Genomic DNA, 18,040 nt, shown 5'->3' with positions numbered 1-18,040 from the left:
GACCGACCCATGACCTCCCTCCGCCCGCTGGGCAGCTCCGACCTGCACGTCTTCCCCGTCGCCCTGGGCGGCAACGTCTTCGGCTGGACCGCCGACGAGGCGCAGTCCTTCGCCGTCCTCGACGCCTACACCGCCGCCGGCGGCAACTTCGTCGACTCCGCCGACGTCTACTCGGCCTGGGCCGAGGGCAACGAGGGCGGCGAGTCCGAGACCGTCATCGGCCGCTGGCTCGCCTCGCGCGGCAACCGCGACGACATCGTCGTCGCCACCAAGGTCGGCTCCCACCCCCGCTTCAAGGGGCTCTCCGCGGCCACGATCAAGGCCGCCGCCGAGGAGTCGCTGCGCCGTCTCGGCACCGACCACATCGACCTCTACTACACGCACTTCGACGACGAGTCCGTCCCCGTCGAGGAGATCGTCACCGCCCTCGACCAGCTGGTGAAGGACGGCAAGGTGCGGGCCGTCGCCGCCTCCAACATCTCCCCGGAGCGGCTGCGCGCCTCCCTCGACTTCGCCGAGTCCGAGGGCCTCGCCCGGTACGTCGCCCTCCAGCCGCACTACAACCTGGTCTCCCGCGAGACCTACGAGGGCCCACTCCTGGAGACCGTCGAGCGCGCCGGGCTCTCCTCCGTCCCGTACTACGGCCTGGCAGCGGGCTTCCTCACCGGCAAGTACCGTCCCGGCACCACCGTCGACAGCGTCCGCGCCGCCGGGGCCGGCGGCCACCTGGACACCGAGCGGGGCAGGGCCGTGCTCTCCGCGCTCGACACCGTCGCCGAGGGACACGGCGCGGAACTCGCCACCGTCGCCCTCGCCTGGCTCGCCTCCCGCCCGACCGTCGCCGCCCCCATCGCCTCGGCGCGCACGGTCGAACAGCTCCCGGCGCTCGTCGCGGCGGCCGGCCTCACGCTCACGGAGACGGAGCTGACCCTCCTGACCGACGCGTCGTCGGTCTGACGCCGGGGCTGACCTGGTCCGACTTCTGGTCCGGGGTCGGTCCGATGCCAGGGCTGACCTGGTCCGGCCTCTGCTCCGGGGCCGGTCCGGGGCCGGTCGGACTTCGGCAGCGGCCTCCGGCCCCGCCCCCGCGCTAGCTCCGGTACGGGTTGTAGCCGTCGTAGTCCAGGTACTGTGGCGGCGCCCAGACCCGGCCCGTCGCCCGCGCCGCGTACGTGAGGGCGGGGGAGGCGACCTCCCGCCGCTGCCACAGGTGGTGCAGGAGCTCCTGCTCACGGGCCGGGAAGTCGGGCCCGGCCGTGCCCCGCCGGGCCCGGTCCCGCAGGAACGCCAGGGTCGTCGCGAAGGACTCGTACTCGCCGACGGCCCGCGCCGCCGACTGCCCGTAGGCACGGGCGGCGAAGGAGCGGGCCAGCTGGCGGGCGCGCATCGAGGAGAGCGCGAGCGGCTCGGCGGGAGAGAGCCAGCCGGCCGCCGCGTACGCCGGGAGCTCCCCGGATATCGTGCGCAGCTCGCGCTGCCGGCTCCACACCGCGAGCCAGGTCAGCAGGCCGAAGGCCGGGACCATGAGCGCCCCGTACACCGCGTAGAAGGCCAGCGGGCCGCCGAAGGTGGCCGAGCCGTTCCACGCGGCGTGCAGCCCCATGGCGAGCAGCAGTCCGGCGAGTGGCAGCAGCACCTGCCGCAGCCGCTTCCCGCGCGGGGCGAGGGCGGCGAAGCCGAAGCCTATGCCGGTGAGCACGGTGAAGAGCGGATGCGCGAACGGGGACATCACGACCCGGACGAAGAAGGTCGCGGCGGTCACCGAGCCGAGACCGGAGGCGCCGAACTCCTGGTCCTCGCCGAAGGCGTTGCCCAGGTAGAGGATGTTCTCGGTGAACGCGAAGCCGGTCGCGGTGAAACCGGCGATCACGAGCCCGTCGACGAGACCGCCGAAGTGCTTCCGGCGGAAGAGGAACAGCAGCAGGATCGCGACGGCCTTCGCGCTCTCCTCCACCACCGGGGCGACCACCGTCGCGCCGAGGGTGTCCGCGGAGTCGGGGTCCGCGGTGGCCGTGGCGATCCAGCGGATCGCGAACGAGTTCGCGAGGATCGCGACGAGCGCGGCGGCGAAGGCACCCCAGGCGAAGGCGAACAGCAGGTTCTTCCATGGACACGGCTCGACCCGGTCGAGCCAGCGGAACGCGGCCATCAGCAGCGGTACGGGAAGCACGGCGAGGCCCAGGCCGACGAGGAAGCCCTCCGTGCCGGTCTGCTCGCGGACCAGCCCGAGGATGAACAGGGCGCAGATCGCGAGCACGGTGACGACGGCGACGGCCCGGACCAGCCGACTGCGCCAGAAGGCCCGGCGTGGCCGGTAGCGCCACTGGGACCGGTCGGCGGCGGCCGGGAAGGCCGGCTCCTCGGTGTCCCGGTGGGGCACGGGAGCGGCGCCGGCGGGGGCTTCGGCTTCGGCGGGGACGGGGTTCGACACGTGAGCGACCCTAACGACCCCCACCGACACCGGCGACGGAGTTACGTCCTCCGTGTCATTTCCTCGCGAAGAGGAGGTCGTGCACGACGTGCCCCTTGTCGAGGCCCTGGCCCTCGAAACGGGTGACGGGGCGGAAGTCGGGGCGGGGCGAGTAGCCGCCGTCGGCCCGGGTGTTCTCGAAGTCGGGGTGCGCGGAGAGCACCTCCAGCATCTGCTCGGCGTACGACTCCCAGTCCGTGGCGCAGTGGAGCACGCCGCCGGGCTTGAGCCGGGTCGCGAGGAGGCTGAGGAACTCGGGCTGGATGAGCCGCCGCTTGTGGTGGCGTGCCTTGGGCCACGGGTCCGGGAAGTACACCCGGCAGCCGTCGAGGGAGTCCTTGTCGAGCATCTCGCGGAGCAGGATGATCGCGTCGCCGTTGGCGACCCGGACGTTGGTCAGACCGTTACGGTCGGCGAGGCCGAGCAGGTTGCCCTGGCCGGGGGTGTGCACGTCCACCGCGAGGATGCCGGTGCCGGGGTCGGCCGCCGCCATCTGCGCGGTCGCCTCGCCCATGCCGAAGCCGATCTCCAGGACGACCGGCAGCCCGTCGAACATCTCGCCCAGGTCGAGGACCCGCTTGCCGTCGATGTCGAGGCCCCAGTCGGGCCACCGCTTCAGCATCGCCTCGGCCTGACCGTAGGTGACACGGCTGCGGCGCGGCTGGAAGCTGCGGATGCGCCGCTCGTGGTGGGCCCCGGCGGGATCGGGCAGGGGCCCCTCACCGGGCGCGAACATCCGACTGCCCCGCCGCGCGACGGGCTGGGCGGGGTCGGCGACGGGCTGCGGGCTGTTCTCACTCTGCTCAGACACAATGCCGCCGATTCTACGGCGCCCCGGGGAAAGGGCCCATTTCTGTGCGGGCTCCGGGGGACGGCGTCCGCCCCGCCTTCTACAGCCGGGCCAGGGCCCGCCCCGCCACCTCTCGGCCGATCGGGAGCGACGCGGTCGCCGCCGGCGAAGGGGCGTTCAGCACGTGGACGGTCCGCTGCGCCTCCCGGATCAGGAAGTCGTCGACCAGCGTCCCGTCCCGCAGGACCGCCTGGGCCCGAACCCCCGGCGCCGCCCGCTGCAGGTCCGACTCCTCCACGACCGGCAGCAGGCGCCGTACCGCCTCGGTGAAGGCCCTCTTCGACAGGGACCGGCGCAGCTCGCCCGCCCCGTACCGCCAGTGGTCGCGGGCGAGGGCCCAGGAGCCGGGCCAGGCCAGCGTGCCGGCCAGGTCGCGGGGGTGGACGACGGACCAGCCGTACCCCTCGCGGGCGAGGGCCGGGACCGCGTTCGGCCCGATGTGGACGCCGCCGTCGATCCCGCGGGTCAGGTGCACCCCCAGGAAGGGGAACGCCGGGTCCGGGACCGGATAGACCAGGCCCCGCACCAGCGACGGGTCCGCCAGTTCGTAGTACTCCCCCCGGAAGGGCACGATCCGCATGCCCGGGTCGTCGCCCGCCAGCCGCGCGATCCGGTCGCATTGCAGCCCCGCGCAGTTGACCAGGACCCGCGCCCGCACGACCCGGCCGTCCGCCGTCCGCACGGCGACCCCCCACGGCCGCCGGTCGATCTGGACGACCTCGGCGCCGTACAGGATCCGGGCCCCGGAGGACTCGGCCAGCCGGGCCGACACCGCCCCGTAGTCGCAGATTCCGGTGGTGCCGACGTGGATCGCGGCCAGGCCCCGCACCCGGGGCTCGTACTCGCTGATCTGCGCTGGGCCCAGCTCACGCACCGGGATCCCGTTCTCCCTGCCGCGCTGCACGAGCGCGTGGAGCCGGGGCAGCTCCTCGCGCGCGGTGGCGACGACGAGCTTGCCCGTCACCTCGTACGGAATGCCCCACTCCGCGCAGAACTTGACCATCTCGGCCGCGCCCTCGACCGCGAACCGGGCCTTGAGCGAACCGGGCCGGTAGTAGATCCCGCTGTGGATCACCCCGCTGTTCCGGCCGGTCTGGTGGCGCGCGAGGGCGTGCTCCTTCTCCAGGACCGTGACCCGGGTGCCGGGAGCGGCGCGCGTCAGGGCGTACGCCGTCGACAGACCGACGATCCCGCCGCCGATCACCAGCACGTCACAGTCAAACACCAGCGCCACCTCCCACCCCCGATAGTGCACTGGCCCACTGACAATCCCGTGAAACCTCGCGCGACGTCACGAGACGCAGGTCACGCCCACGGACCGCCGGGGCCGCGGCCCCGCCCCGCCGTCGCGCCCGCGCCCCGCCGCCCCGCCGTCACGCCGGGGTGACCAGCAGAGGCCTGGCCCGCTCCCGCAGTTCCATGACGCGCGGCTCGTCCCCGTACGGTTCGAGCCGGTGCAGCAGATCCCGTACGTACTCGGTCGTCCGTGCCGACGAGATCCGCCCGGCCACCTCCACCGCGCGCGTGCCCGCCGCGCAGGCCGCGTCCAGGTTCCCGGACTCCAGCTCGGCGACGGCGGAGACCACGAGCCGCAGCCCGTGCGAGCGGACGAACTCCTCGGTGGGCCGGGAGAGCGCCTGCTCGGTGAAGCGGCGCACCTCGCGCGGCGCCTTCAGGTCGCGGTAGCACTCGGCGGCGTCGGCGCAGAACCGGTCGTAGGAGTAGAAGCCCAGCCAGGTCGGGTCGCCGTCGCCCTCCCGGGAGCGCTCCAGCCAGCCCTCGGCGGACTTGAGCGCGGCCGCGGCGGCGACCCCGTCGCCCGCCTTCGCGTGCGCGCGTGCCTCGACGAGCCGGAAGAAGGACATGGTGCGGGCGGTGGCGAGCCCCCGGTTCCGTTCGAGCGCGGCCTGGGCGAGGTCGACGCCCTCGTCGGCGAAGCCGCGGTAGGTGGCCTGGAGGGACATGGAGGCGAGGACATAGCCGCCGAGGGGCACGTCGGCGGCGGCGCGGGCGAGCCGCAGGGCCTGGATGTAGTACCGCTGGGCGGCCTCCTGCTGCCCGGTGTCGAAGGCCATCCAGCCGGCGAGCCGGGTGAGCTCGGCGGTCGCGCCGAACAGGGCCCGGCCGACCTCGTCCGAGTACGAGGCGAGGAGCAGCGGAGCGGCGTCCACGCGTAAGCACTCGGGGACCATCGACGAGCGCCAGTCCCCGCCGCCGTACTTGGAGTCCCACCGGCGCGCGTCCTCGGCGGCCTCGCGGAGCTTGGCGACGTCGCTGTGCCCCACGCGCGCGTGCTCCGTGGCCGCGGCGGTCGCGACGGCGCCCGGCGGGCGCGGGGCCTCCCGCTCGACCGACGGGTCGGCGGGGGTTATCAGCCAGCGTGACGCGGGTGTCGCGTACGCGCTCACCGCGAAGGAACCGGCGAGCGACTGCCAGATCCCGCCCCCACCGGCCCGCCGTCCGGCGAGATCCAGCCGGTACAGGTCGGTCGCCGAGCGGACCGCCTCACCCACGTCGCGCGGGAAGGCGAGCCCCACCTCGGGCGCCGGGTCGGCGTCGGCGAGCCCGATCTCGTGCAGCGGCACGGGACGGCCGAGCTTCTGTCCGATCGCGGCGGCGATCAGATGCGGGGCGGCGCCCTGCGGCACCATGCCCTTCGACACCCATCGGGCGACCGAGGTCTTGTCGTAACGAAGCGTCAGGCCCCGTTGCGAACCTAGGTCGTTGACGCGCCGGGCGAGCCCGGCGTTACTGATTCCCGCGAGGGCGAGAACCGTGCCGAGCTTTTCGTTCGGCCCGCGTTGCTCCCTGGACATGACGCCACCCCTCGACCACCCAGACGGCCGCCACGACGCCGGGCATAGGCGTGCGGCATTCGTAAACACAGCGTAGTTCGCCGCATCCCTACCGTTAAGGGGCAGTGTTCCGTATGGCGAGATTGTTGTGTGAAAGGCCGACAGGAGGGGCCGGTGGCGCGGATCGTGCTCCCGCCGTGTGGCCGTGCGCCCGGCCGTGCGCTCTCTCCGGCCCGCCGGGGGAGCGCTTCCATGAGTAGCGCGTGGGTCGGCCCGCTCGGCCGGGAACGGAGTCCCGGACCAGCGGGCTGGGGGATACCGCCGCCCCATTCCCCGCGGGCGGCGAACGGCCCCGGGAGGCGTGAGCGCCTCCCGGGCTGCCGCCGACGGGTGAGGAGCGGGGTGCGCGGGCTGCTGCCCGGACGCCTTCCACCCCCCCCTCGGGAAGGGTTGATATTTGGCCGAATGACGCCGGTCGTCAACTGGCCCATGCCAGGGGCGCATTCGGCTTTCGCGCGCGTGCACCCGGACTCCGCCCCGTGCGCCGTTGTCGTGGCAGCATGTCTCCCACCGAAACGGACGTGGAGGCGCCGATGCGATGGCTGGTGGGCTGGAGCAGCGTCGCCGCGGGCTTCGCGACGACGGCCGGGGCCCGGGCGGGCTCGGTGAGCGGCGCGTACGGGACGTCTTCGTCGGCCGGCGACGGGTACGGCGCGTACGGGTCCACCGCGTCGTCGAGCGGTGGGTACGACGGGTACGGCGCGACCCGGCCGGCGGGCTCGGCCCGGGCCGCCGCCACCGATGGGCGCACGGTGCAGCCGGTGGGCGCGCAACTCCTCTGGGGCGACCCCGATCCGCTGTGGGCGGTCGGCGACTGGCGCCCGGACGAGGTGCGCGTGGTGGCCGTCGACGACCACACCCGCCTCGCCGTCCTCGGCTGTTGTGCCGCGAGCGACGAGGAACTGCGGATCGGCCTGCTCACCGCGCGCGGGGGCGCGTTGCGCCACCTCACCGCATGGCCCGGCAGCTACACGGCCGTCGTCAAGGCCGGCCGCCGCGTGACCGTCACCGGTGATCTCGCGGGCGCCCGGCCGGTGTTCCACACCTCCTGGCAGGGCGGCACGGCCTTCGCGACGGCCGCCCTTCCGCTCGCCGACCTCGTCGAGGCCCAGCTCGACATCGGCCACCTCGCCGCGCTGCTCGCCTGCCCGGAGACCCCGGAGGCGCTGCGCGACTCCACCCCGTACGAGGGGGTCCGGCGGGTCCCGCCCGGCCACGCGCTGATCCTGCGGGAGGGCTCGCGCGAGATCACCGGGTACGAACAGGTGGCCTCGCTCGCGGTCGCCGCGGCCCAGGCCGATCCCCGGCAGGCCGTCGAAGCGGTCAAGGACGCCCTGGTCGGGGCCGTCCGCGCCCGGCTCACCGCCCCCCGGCACGCGCCCGAGGCCCCGTTGCCCGACCCCGGCCCCGTGCCGGGCATGGGCCCGGCCGACCGGCGGGCCGCCCGGGGCGCGGGCCCGGCGCCCGGTATCGGCGCCGACCTGTCCGGCGGCAGCGCCTCCGGCACGCTCGCCCTCCTCGCGGCGGGGCTCCCCGGTGTACCGGGCACGATCATCGGCCACGGCGCGGGCGCGGGGGAGCGGCTGCTCGCCGTCACCTTCAACGACCTGGCGACGCGGCCCGGTTCGGGCCGCGAGGACGAGCTGAAGCGGGCCGGGGAGATCGCGTCGGACCCGCGCCTGCACCACGTGGTCGTCGCGGCGGGCGAGGAGGCGCTCCCGTACGCCGTGCTGGACGGGCCGCTCACCGACGAGCCGGGCCCCTCGCTCGTCACGGCGGAACGCCACCGGCGGCGCCTGGCGGGCGGCAGCGCCGACCACTTCACCGGCATGGGCGCCAAGCAGGTCCTGGACGCGCACCCGGCGCGCCTCGCGGACCTCCTGATGGACCGCAGGCGCCGTTCGCTGGTGCGTCCGGTGACGGCGCTCGCGAAGGCGTCGGGGCCCTCGGCGGGCTCGCTGCTCGTGCCGCTGACGGTGTACCGGGCGGCGCGGAAGCTGGCCCGCACCCCGTACCGGACGGGCCTGGAGGCGGCGGCCCAGCGGGTCCTGGAGGCGAACCGTACGGCCTCCGACGACTTCGGCCCCCTGGAGGCCTCCCTCTCGGCCCTCGCCTGGTCGAGACCGGGGCCCGCGGCCCGCTGGCTGACGGGGGAGGCGCTGGCTGAAGTATCGGTTCGTCTGAACCGGGCGGCGACCCTGCCGACCTCCGTCCAGCGCCCGGGCGAGGCACGCGCGCGTGCCGCCCTCGCGCGGGCCGCCGCCGATCACCGGGTCCTGGAACAGGCCGCCGAGATCCGCGGCCAGCGCCTGCACGCCCCCTTCCTCGACAACCAGGTGGTACGGGCCTGCCGCGAGCTCCCCGAAGCGCTCCGGGTCCAGCCGGACGCGCGCGCGGGCGTCCTGCGCACGGTCCTCTCCGGCGCGGGCATCCACGACCTTCCGCCGGGCTGGGGCGCCCCCCACCCGGCGGTCCCGGCCGCCGCCGCCCGCGCGGGACTGCGCGCCGCGCTCCCGCAGCTCATCGCCCTCTTCGACGCCCCGCTCCTCGCCGACGCGGGCCTGATCGAGGCCCGCGTGGTCCGCGAGGCCCTCCGCACGGCCGCGGACGGCGCACCCGTCCCCCTCGACGGCCTCGCCGACCTCGTCTCCACCGAACTCTGGCTCCGCCGCCTCCTCTCCCGCCGAGGCTCCTGCTGGACCAACACGACGGAGCCCCGCGCCCACCGCGCGGTCCAGGGCCCCCTGATCCCGGCGTCGAGGTCGCTGCCGGCGTGAAATCCTGACCGGGAGAGGAGTCGCCATGACCACGGTGGAGCAGGTCTTCGAGAGGTACAGCGCCCTGGAGCCCGAAGGGTGGCGGGTCGAACTGGTCGAGGGAGAGATCTGCGTGACCTCGCCGGGCGACGGACACCACGCGGAGACCGTCGCGGAGCTGCGTGACCGTCTCAGCGACCGGAGCTCCGACCCCGACCGGTCCATCAGCGGCTACACGGGCATCGGCCTTCGGGCTCCCGGAAGGGGCCCGGACGGACGCCTCGTACCGGACCTGACCCTCGTTCCCAAGGGAAGCTTCCGGAACGAACTCGTCTGGCAGGCCCCCGACCCCGTCCTCCTCGTCGCGGAGGTCGCGTCCCCTCTCACGGCCGGACGCGACCGCGTCCAGAAGGTCCGGGCCTACGCGCGCGCGGGCATCCCCCTCTACCTCCTTATCGACCGTGACGCGGACGAGGCCGTCGTCTGTTCCGGGCCCGCCGGTGACGACTACGCCCACAAGTCCGTCCACAAGCTGGGGACAGAGGTCCCGCTCCCGGCTCCGCTCGGGTTCACACTGGACACGGCGGAGTTCTGACCGCCCGGTTCTCAGGGCTCTCCCCGGGGAAACCCCGAGGCGGACCAGGAGACCACCGGACACAATGAGCCGGTGCGGTATCTCATCCTCGGCACCACCGAGGCCCTCGACCCCCGCGGCACCCCCCTCCCCCTCGGCGGCGCCCGGCTGCGCGCTCTCCTCGCCGCGCTCGCGCTGCGCGGTGGACGGGCCGCCTCCGTCACCGAGCTCGCCGACGACGTCTACGGGGACGACCCGCCGCAGGACGCCCCCGCCGCCCTCCAGGCCCTCGTCGGCCGCCTCCGCCGGACTCTCGGCAGGGAGGCCGTCGCCTCCGCGCCCGGCCCCCGCTACCGGCTCGTCGCCACCCCCGACGACATCGACCTGTACGTCTTCGAGCACCGCGTCCGGGACGCGGGCACCCGCCTCGACGCGGGCGACCCCGACACCGCCGCCGCCCTCCTCCGGGAGGCCCTCGGTCTCTTCCGGGGCCCCGCCCTCGCCGACCTGCCCGACCCGGCCGGCGTCCGGCCCGAGGCCCAGCGGCTCGCGGCCCTGCGGCAGCGCGTCGAGGCCGATCTGCGCCGGGGCGCCACCGACGGACTCGTACCGGAGCTGACCGAGCTCACCACCACGTACCCGTACGACGAGGCCTTCCGCGCCCACCTCATCCGCGCCCTGCGGGCCGAGGGCCGGCACGCCGACGCCCTCACCGCGTACGAGTCGGCCCGCCGTACCCTCGCGGACGCCCTCGGCGCCGACCCGGGCCCCGAACTCGCCGCCCTGCACCGGGAGATCCTCGCCGGCGTGGCCCCGGACCGCCCCCGTACGGGTGCCCCGACGGGCCCAGCCCTCGCGCCCGGATCTCCTCCCCGGGCACAGCGACCCCCCTCCGGTCCCGGCAGCCCGACCCCCACCGGACGCCCCGCCCGGCCCGCGCCCGGCGGTCCGGCCGGCCCCCTCTCCACCGCCGAGGCCACCCGGGACACCGCAGACACCGCAGGCACCGCAGGCACCGCAGGCACCCCAGACACCGCAGGCACACTGACCGCCCCAGGCGCCCCAGGCACCCCAGAAACACCGAGCACCCCCACCCCCACCCCCACCCCCACCCCCGCCCCCGGCAACATCCGCCCCCGTCTCACCTCCTTCGTCGGCCGGGAGCCCGAGCTCGCCGCGCTCCGCGCCGACCTCGCCCGCTCCCGGCTCGTCACGCTCACCGGCCCCGGCGGCTCCGGCAAGACCCGTCTCGCCGAGGAGGCCGCGCTGAGAGCCACCGCCCCGGCCACCGACCCCGCCACCGCACCGGCCACCAGCCCCGCCCCAGCGTCAGCCACCGCCCCGGCCACCAGCCCCGCCACCGGTTCACCCCCCGCCTGGATCGCCGAACTGGCCCCCCTCGACGACCCCGACGCCGTCCCCGGTGCCGTTCTCTCCGCCCTCCGGCTCCGCGAGGTCAACCTGATCACCCGCGACGGCGTGCCCCTCCCGGACGACCCCACCGCCCAGCTCGTCGAACACCTGGCCCGCCGCCCGCTCCTCCTCGTCCTCGACAACTGCGAGCACGTGATCGGCGCGGCCGCCGCCCTCGCCGAGACCCTCCTCACCCACTGCCCGCAGCTCCGCGTCCTCGCCACCAGCCGTGAACCCCTCGGCGTCCCCGGCGAGTCGGTCCGCCCCGTCGAGCCCCTGCCGCCCGACCCCGCGCACCGCCTCTTCACCGAGCGGGCCCGCACCGTCCGGCCCTCCTTCGACCTCGTCCGGGACGGCGGCGCGACCGTCGACGAGATCTGCCGCCGCCTCGACGGTCTGCCGCTCGCCATCGAACTGGCCGCCGCCCGGCTGCGGCTGCTCACCCCGCGCCAGATCGCCGACCGTCTCGACGACCGGTTCCGTCTCCTCACCTCCGGCTCCCGCACGGTCCTGCCCCGCCAGCAGACCCTCCGCGCGGTCGTCGACTGGTCCTGGGACCTGCTCGACCCCGAGGAACGCACTCTGCTCCGCCAGGTCTCGGTCTTCGCGGGCGGCTGGGACCTCGCCGCCGCGGAGGCCCTCTCCCCGCGCGCCGCCGACGCGCTGGGCGCCCTGGTGGACAAGTCCCTCGTCGTCGCCACCCCCACGGAAGGCGGGGAGATGCGCTACCGCCTCCTGGAGACCATCCACGAGTACGCGGCCGAGCGCGCCGCCGAGACCCCGCGGCTCCTCGCCGCCGCCGAGGCCACCCACACCGCCCACTTCACCGCCCTCGCCGAGGCAGCCGAGCCCAAGCTCCGCTCAGGCGAACAGCTCCCGTGGATCGAACGGATCGAGCGCGACCTCGACAACATCCGCGCCGCCCTGCACCGCACCCTCGGCCCCGCCCCCAAGCTCTCGGCCCCACCCGGGCAGGAGGGACCCGCACCCGACGAGGCCGCCGCCCTCCGCCTGGTCTTCGCGATGGGCTGGTTCTGGTGGCTGCGCAACTACCGCCCCGAGGGACTGAACTGGGTCGATCGCGCGATCGCGCTGGGCGAGGACCCGGACGACCCCGCCGACCCCCGCCACTGGCCCCGCATGCACCTGCGCATGCTGCACTTCTTCCTGGCGGTGGAGAGCCGCACCATGGCCGACTTCCAGGAGCCGGAGACGCTCGCGCTCGTCCGGCGCGTCCGGACCGCGTTCGGCGAACACCCGGGCCCCGAGGGCGCCCGCTTCCCGGGGCTGCTGTGGCCGTTCACCGCGTACCTCACCGAGGAACCGGCCGTGATCCGGCACCTCCTCGACGTCGCCGTCGCCAACTGCCGTCGGCACGGCGGCGACTGGGAGATCGGCGTGAGCCTCATGTTCCGTACGCACATGGTCGTCGACATGCCCGGCGGCATGCTCGGCGTCGACGACGACCTGGCCGAGCTCCGCGCCCTCGCCCGGGGTGTCGGCGACCGCTGGATGGGGGCCCAGATCGCGAGCGCGGCGGCCGAGGCCCACATGGTGCGGGGTCGACACGAGGAGGCGGGCGAGGCGTACGTGGAGGCCCTCCGGCTGGCCCGGGAGGTCGGCGCGCACGCCGAGTCCCCGTTCCTCCTGGCCCGCCTGGCCGAGCTCTCCTACCGCGAGGGCGACATGGAGGCCGCGGAGCGCGGACTGGACGAGGCCGCGCGGGAGGCCGAGCTCCACCACGTGCGGGACAGCAGCATGTTCGTCTGCTTCATGCGCGCCTCCCTCGCGCTCCACCGCGGCGATGTCGCGGAGGCCCGCGCGCAGTTGGAGGGGGCGGGCCGGACCGTCGCGACCGGTACGCCTCCGCCGCACTTCGAGGCGGTGCTGATCGGGCTCGCCGCGCGCGTCGAGGCCCAGGAGGGCCGGGGCGTCACCGCCGTCGGCACCGCAGCCGAGGCGCTGCGGACCGCGAGGGACTCGCAGTGCTCGGACCTCATCGTGAACGCTCTGACGGAAGGGCTCGCCCTCACCCTGTCCGATGCGGGCGAACCGGACCTCGCCGTACGGGTACTGGCCGCCGTCGACAGCCGTCTCGACGGGATGCCCCGCTCGGTGCCGGGGGTCCAGGAGGCGGAGGCCGTGACGGCACGGGCGCGCGCGGTGCTCGGCCCGTCCGGCGTCGCCGCGGCCCGCGCGGCGGGCGCGGGCCTCGGCGTCGACGAGGTCCTGGCCCTCGCGGAGACCGTGATCCACGCCGCCCGGGAGGGCGTCAGGAGCAGCTGATCCGGGACTGCGCCCAGTCGGCGACCGCGGCCCGTCCGTACGGCGTGTGCTCCTCCACCACGAGCCGGATCGTGCTGCGGCCGGAGATGTCGACGTGCACGGGGACCGGCGGGTCGCCCGCCCGGACCACGTCGGAGCGCCAGAGCCGCTCCTCGTCCCCGTACACGGAGAAGCGGACGCCGCCGATGCCGAGCAGGGCGCTCAGGTCGTCGACGCCGACGATCGCGTCGTAACTCGTGCACTGCTTGTTGAGGTCGATGAGCAGGGACGACGGCGCGTGGACGCTCACTCCGTGCGCGTACCGGGTGCCGCCGACGGAGAGCCCGTCGCGCTGCCACATCCAGCTGCTGTCGGAGAGCGCGACCTCGGGCTCGGTGCCGTCGCCGAAGATCCCGTACTCCAGCTCGTTGACCTGGTAGACGGCCGGCGGCTCGGGCGGCGGCGTCGGCTTCGGCGAGGTCTTCTCGGGACTCGGCGTGGGGGTCGGGGTCGGCGTGGGGGGCGGCGTGGGGCTGGGCTCCGGAGGCGGTGTCGGCTCCGGTGACGGCTCCTCCGGACTCGGTGTCGGCGAGGGCTCTTCGGGGCTCGGCGTGGGGGTCGGGGTGGGCGCCGGAGGCTCGGACGTCACGGGTACGGGTGCGGGTACGGCCTCGGGCGTCGGCCGCGGCGGGGGCACGGGCTCCGCCGGTACGACCGGGGTGACGACCGGCTGCGCGGGCCTGGGCGCGGCCACCGGCTGCGGGTCCCCGGCCATGGCCCAGACGAGACCGGCGGCGGCGGCGACGGCCACGGCGGCCGCGATCCCGGCCTTCGCGGGCGCGCCGAGCCCCTCGGCGGCGGCGCCGCCGGAGGCCGCGCCTCCGGAGGACCCGGAGGCGGCGGCCGCCGCGCCTGCCGCGCCCGCGCCGAGGGTGCCGCCGGCGACGACCCCGGCGGCCTTGAGCGAGTACCCGGCGGCGAACCAGCCGATGACGGCGACCGGCAGCAGCGCCGGGATGCCGGCGTTGACATGGGCCAGTTCGCCGGCGGCGAGCCGGCACTTGGCGCACTCCTCCAGATGCTTGCGCAGCCCGCGTTCGGCCCGCATCCGCAGCCCGCCGCGCGCGTAGGCGCCGAGCCGGTCCGCGTACCGGGCGCAGTCGCCGCCGGCGGTGAGGGACTGGCTGACGTGGGCCTGGAGGTAGGCCTGCTTGAGGCCTTCGCGGGCGCGGCTGGCGAGCACGGCGGTGGCGTTGGCGGTGAGGCCGAAGAGCGGCGCGACCTCGCTCGGGGACTCCTCCTCGACGGTGGTGTGCCACAGCACGGCCTGCCAGCGTTCGGGCAGCGAGCGGAAGGCCCGCATGGCGAGGGACTGCTCGGCCTCGTGCATGGCGAGGACGTCGGCGCCGAGGTCGAGCCCCGCTCCGAACGAGGCGTTCGGGTCGGCGGCCTCGGAGGCGCGGGCGGCCTCGGCCGCGAACACGGCGAAGTCCTCGACGAGGTGTTCCCGCTTCTGGGTCCTGGCCCAGTTCGCCGCGACCCGCCGGACGGTGGTCATCAGATAGGCACGTACGGCCTGTTCGGGACCGGCGCCGCCCCGGACCGCCTGGAGGGTGCGGGCGAAGACCTCGGCGGTGAGGTCGTCGGCGGTGTGGGCGTCCCGGCAGCAGGTCCTGGCGTACCGGCGTACCGCCTCGGAGTGGCGGCGGAACAGTTCCTCGTACGCGGAGCCGTCGCCCTCCCGCATGAGCTGGACGAGCTCGGAGTCGGAGGGCGGCAGTTCGACGGGGGGCGGAAGGACGGTGTCAGGCTCGTCGTCCTCGTCGTCCTCGTCGTCGTACGCGTCGTGGGCGGCACCGTTCTCGGAGGCCGCCCCCGTGGCGACCCCGGAACCGGTACCCGCGCCCCACCCGGACGCCGTGCCCTCGCGCTGCTGGGGCACGCTCGCGTCGAGCGGCTCGGGCCGCCCCGCTGCCGTGCCGGCCTCCGGCGCGCCGGAGAGGCCTCCCGGCCCGCCCTGGCTCGGCACCTGCCGGGAGGGCAGGCCCCCGGTTTCCGCGGCGCCGCCGTCGCCCAGCGGCCCGTCCCGACCGTCACCGCTCATCGCGGAAGCCCCCGTACGCATGCTCAGACCGAACACCGGTCAGCCTGCCACAGAGCGCGGGCACGCCGAAGCGCCGCGTCCACTTACCACTCGTCCGGGGCGACTTCGTGGATCCGGGCGTAACCGCTCACACGTTCGTGTCACGCTCGTTGGCCCGCCCGGACCACGCGCGAGTCCCCGGACCACGCGAGTCCCCGCTCACGGCCGGACCGCACCCGAGGCCGACTCCTACCGGGAGCGCAGACCCTCGAGAAGGATGTCGAGGAGCCGGTTCGAGGCCGCCGCCTGCTGCACCGCGTCCGGCAGGGCCGGAGCGGCGGTCGCGATGACGAGGAGGACGTCCGCCACGGTCACGTCCGCCCGCAGCTCACCCGCCTCCCGCGCGCGGTCGACCAGCCGGCCGACGACCTCCAGCAGCTCCGCCGCACCCGCGTCGTCCCGCTCCTCGGCCGGTACGGCCCGGGGCGCGACCACCCGCGCGTCGCCCTGCTCGGCGACACCCCGCTGGTACGGCACCCGGGCGGCGTCGTCCGCGGTGTCACCGAAGGGCAGCACCGTGGCGTCGTCCACACCCACGCGCAGCACCTGCGGCGGAAGGAGTCGCCCCGCGCCGGAGGCCACCGAGGTCCGCAGGAACCGGGAGAGCGCCGACCACGGCTCGTCCTCCTGGCCGAGCGCGGCCCTCGCCTGCTCGGTCAGCCGGGAGGTCTCCTCCTCGGCTATGCGCCGGACCAGCACGTCCTTGCTCGGGAAGCGCCGGTAGACGGTGCCGACACCGACGCGGGCGCGGCGTGCCACGTCCTCCATCGGAGCGCCGTAGCCGAGCTCGCCGAACACCTCGCGCGCGGCGCGCAGGACGTGCTCCAGATTGCGCTGGGCGTCCACCCGCAGCGGCGCGGACCTGCCGCCGGCTACCGGAGCGCCGTTGCGCTCGGAGCCGCCGGCGCCCGCGTGGAGGCCGTCGTCGACGGTCGCCGTCCCGGCGCCCGTCTGCCATCGTGAATCCTGAATATGCATAAGCGTTCCCCCGCTCATGATGTCTCCCCCCGGAGACTCCCCGCCCTGACACGGGGCTTCCGGTCGACGAGCGCTTCGGTCCACGCGCTCCCACCCGACACCCCGACGAGGTACGAACATAGTTGAGTCCGGGTCAATTCAGAAGGGGAAGTTCCGTACGGTGCGCCCCCCGATCGGAGCAAGGACCGGAACACTCCCTATTCCGACCCCGCGCCGGACCCGATTCACCCACCCTGACCTGCGCCGTTCCCCCCGTGCCCCCGTCGTGCGCCACCCCACGCCTCCCAACCCCTCCGGTCACACAATTTGTCAGGGCTGTGGACAAACCACGGACGGGGGTGCGTCATGGGACAGTGACCGAACCTGCGCGCATTCTCGTGGTCGGCGGTGGCTACGTCGGCATGTACACCGCGCTGCGCCTCCAGCGGCAGCTCAGGGCCGAGCTGAGAGCCGGCGCCGCCGAGATCGTCGTGGTCACCCCCGAGCCGTACATGACGTACCAGCCGTTCCTGCCCGAGGCGGCCGCCGGCTCGATCTCCCCGCGCCATGTCGTCGTACCGCTGCGCAGGGTCCTGAACCGCTGCCGGATCGTCATCGGCGAGGTCCGGTCCGTCGACCACGCCAAGCGGACCGCCACCCTCGCGACCCTCGCCACCGCCGAGGAGGGCACCGGCGCCGTCGACCTCCCCTACGACGAACTGGTCATCGCCCCCGGCTCGGTCTCCCGCACCCTGCCGGTCCCCGGACTCGTCGACCACGCCATCGGCTTCAAGACCGTCGAGGAGGCCATCGGACTGCGCAACCACGTCATCGAGCAGATGGACATCGCCTCCTCGACCCGCGACCCGGGGCTCCGCGACGCCGCCCTCACCTTCGTCTTCGTCGGCGGCGGGTACGCGGGCGTGGAGGCGCTCGCCGAGCTGGAGGACATGGCCCGCTACACGGCGCGGTACTACCACAACGTCAAGCCCGAGGACCTGCGATGGGTCCTCGTCGAGGCCTCGGACCGGATCCTCCCCGAGGTGGGTGAGGAGATGGGCCGGTACGCCATCCGCGAGCTGCGCGGCCGGAACGTCGACGTGCGTCTGGAGACCCGCCTCGACTCCTGCGAGGACCGGGTGGCCGTGCTCAGCGACGGGACCCGGCTGCCCACCCGTACCGTCGTCTGGACCGCCGGCGTCAGACCGGCTCCCGTCCTCGCCCGGACCGACCTGCCGCTGAACGAACGCGGCCGGCTCCGCTGCACCGCCCAGCTCGCCGTCGAGGGCGCCGCCCACGCCTGGGCGGCCGGCGACGCGGCCGCCGTCCCCGACCTCACCTCGGAGGAACCCGGCAGGGAGTGCGCGCCCAACGCCCAGCACGCCGTGCGCCAGGCCAAGGTCCTCGCCGAGAACGTCGTGGCCTCCCTGCGCGGACAGCCGCTCAAGGAGTACGCGCACGCGTACGCCGGCTCCGTGGCCTCCCTGGGGCTCCACAAAGGCGTAGCTCACGTATACGGACGGAAACTCAAGGGATATCCGGCCTGGTTCATGCACCGCGCCTACCACCTGAGCCGGGTGCCCACCTTCAACCGCAAGGCCCGGGTCCTTGCCGAATGGACCCTGTCAGGCCTGTTCAAACGGGAGATCGTCTCCCTGGGGTCGCTGGAACACCCCCGCGCCGAATTCGAACTCGCCGCCGCACCGCCGCCCGACCTCGGCGACAAGCCGTCGTCCTGACATCACTGTCAGTGCACT

General features: G+C 74.9%; 11 protein-coding genes. 5 read left to right on the top strand and 6 right to left on the bottom strand.

From position 1 onward, the window contains the following. Positions 1-9 precede the first annotated feature (9 nt). A complete protein-coding gene (locus ACRRSS_RS34400) occupies positions 10-957 on the top strand; it encodes an aldo/keto reductase (RefSeq protein ID WP_435974892.1) in 948 nt (315 codons plus the stop codon). Between the two features lie 133 nt (positions 958-1,090). On the opposite strand, the gene ACRRSS_RS34395 is transcribed toward ACRRSS_RS34400, so the two are convergent. The 4 genes from ACRRSS_RS34395 to ACRRSS_RS34380 form a co-directional block, all read right to left on the bottom strand. Next, positions 1,091-2,431: a PrsW family intramembrane metalloprotease gene (locus ACRRSS_RS34395; protein ID WP_435974891.1), complete on the bottom strand. Its 1,341-nt coding sequence runs from the start codon at positions 2,429-2,431 to the stop codon at positions 1,091-1,093. Positions 2,432-2,486: 55 nt separating this feature from the next. Then, positions 2,487-3,206, bottom strand: a complete 720-nt coding sequence (gene trmB / locus ACRRSS_RS34390) for a tRNA (guanosine(46)-N7)-methyltransferase TrmB (RefSeq protein WP_435975498.1) — start codon at positions 3,204-3,206, stop codon at positions 2,487-2,489. Between the two features lie 154 nt (positions 3,207-3,360). After that, positions 3,361-4,545 (bottom strand): L-2-hydroxyglutarate oxidase, encoded by a 1,185-nt coding sequence (gene lhgO / locus ACRRSS_RS34385; protein ID WP_435974890.1) that lies wholly within the window; start codon positions 4,543-4,545, stop codon positions 3,361-3,363. Positions 4,546-4,693: 148 nt separating this feature from the next. Then, positions 4,694-6,136 carry an MFS transporter gene (locus tag ACRRSS_RS34380; protein ID WP_435974889.1) on the bottom strand — a complete coding sequence of 481 codons (1,443 nt, stop codon included), beginning with the start codon at positions 6,134-6,136 and terminating at the stop codon, positions 4,694-4,696. Between the two features lie 572 nt (positions 6,137-6,708). On the opposite strand from ACRRSS_RS34380, the gene ACRRSS_RS34375 reads away from it, so the two are divergent. From ACRRSS_RS34375 to ACRRSS_RS34365, 3 genes are all read left to right on the top strand, one after another. After that, the gene (locus ACRRSS_RS34375; RefSeq protein WP_435975497.1) at positions 6,709-8,952 is read left to right on the top strand and encodes an asparagine synthase-related protein; all 2,244 of its coding nucleotides are present in this window, start codon (positions 6,709-6,711) and stop codon (positions 8,950-8,952) included. A gap of 25 nt (positions 8,953-8,977) precedes the next feature. After that, on the top strand, positions 8,978-9,526 hold the full coding sequence (locus ACRRSS_RS34370) for a Uma2 family endonuclease (RefSeq protein ID WP_435974888.1): 549 nt from the start codon (positions 8,978-8,980) through the stop codon (positions 9,524-9,526). 72 nt (positions 9,527-9,598) lie between these two features. Then, positions 9,599-13,204, top strand: coding sequence for an AfsR/SARP family transcriptional regulator (locus ACRRSS_RS34365; RefSeq protein WP_435974887.1), 3,606 nt, complete (start codon positions 9,599-9,601; stop codon positions 13,202-13,204). Here ACRRSS_RS34365 and ACRRSS_RS34360 read toward each other — a convergent pair. Together ACRRSS_RS34360 and ACRRSS_RS34355 are read right to left on the bottom strand one after the other, a co-directional pair. After that, the gene (locus ACRRSS_RS34360; RefSeq protein ID WP_435975496.1) at positions 13,191-15,287 is read right to left on the bottom strand and encodes a sigma-70 family RNA polymerase sigma factor; all 2,097 of its coding nucleotides are present in this window, start codon (positions 15,285-15,287) and stop codon (positions 13,191-13,193) included. The two genes, ACRRSS_RS34365 and ACRRSS_RS34360, sit on opposite strands and share 14 nt — an antisense overlap. 228 nt (positions 15,288-15,515) lie before the next feature. Further along, a complete protein-coding gene (locus tag ACRRSS_RS34355; RefSeq protein ID WP_435974886.1) occupies positions 15,516-16,304 on the bottom strand; it encodes a TetR/AcrR family transcriptional regulator in 789 nt (262 codons plus the stop codon). A gap of 353 nt (positions 16,305-16,657) precedes the next feature. Here ACRRSS_RS34355 and ACRRSS_RS34350 point away from each other — a divergent pair, with 353 nt between their 5' ends. After that, positions 16,658-18,022 carry an NAD(P)/FAD-dependent oxidoreductase gene (locus ACRRSS_RS34350; protein WP_435974885.1) on the top strand — a complete coding sequence of 455 codons (1,365 nt, stop codon included), beginning with the start codon at positions 16,658-16,660 and terminating at the stop codon, positions 18,020-18,022. The last annotated feature ends 18 nt before the right edge of the window (positions 18,023-18,040 follow it).

The sequence above is a fragment of the Streptomyces sp. Qhu_M48 genome, assembly GCF_051305195.1.
In the GTDB taxonomy this organism is placed as follows: domain Bacteria; phylum Actinomycetota; class Actinomycetes; order Streptomycetales; family Streptomycetaceae; genus Streptomyces.
The sequence above is the reverse complement of the archived record's forward strand: the minus strand, read 5'-3'. Positions and strand labels throughout refer to the sequence as shown.

Coding starts and splice junctions, on each gene's coding strand:
- ACRRSS_RS34380 (WP_435974889.1), bottom strand. CDS start 6,136: ATGTCCAGGGAGCAACGCGGGCCGAACGAAAAGCTCGGCACGGTTCTC.
- trmB (WP_435975498.1), bottom strand. CDS start 3,206: ATGTTCGCGCCCGGTGAGGGGCCCCTGCCCGATCCCGCCGGGGCCCAC.
- ACRRSS_RS34375 (WP_435975497.1), top strand. CDS start 6,709: ATGCGATGGCTGGTGGGCTGGAGCAGCGTCGCCGCGGGCTTCGCGACG.
- ACRRSS_RS34370 (WP_435974888.1), top strand. CDS start 8,978: ATGACCACGGTGGAGCAGGTCTTCGAGAGGTACAGCGCCCTGGAGCCC.
- ACRRSS_RS34400 (WP_435974892.1), top strand. CDS start 10: ATGACCTCCCTCCGCCCGCTGGGCAGCTCCGACCTGCACGTCTTCCCC.
- ACRRSS_RS34355 (WP_435974886.1), bottom strand. CDS start 16,304: ATGCATATTCAGGATTCACGATGGCAGACGGGCGCCGGGACGGCGACC.
- ACRRSS_RS34360 (WP_435975496.1), bottom strand. CDS start 15,287: ATGAGCGGTGACGGTCGGGACGGGCCGCTGGGCGACGGCGGCGCCGCG.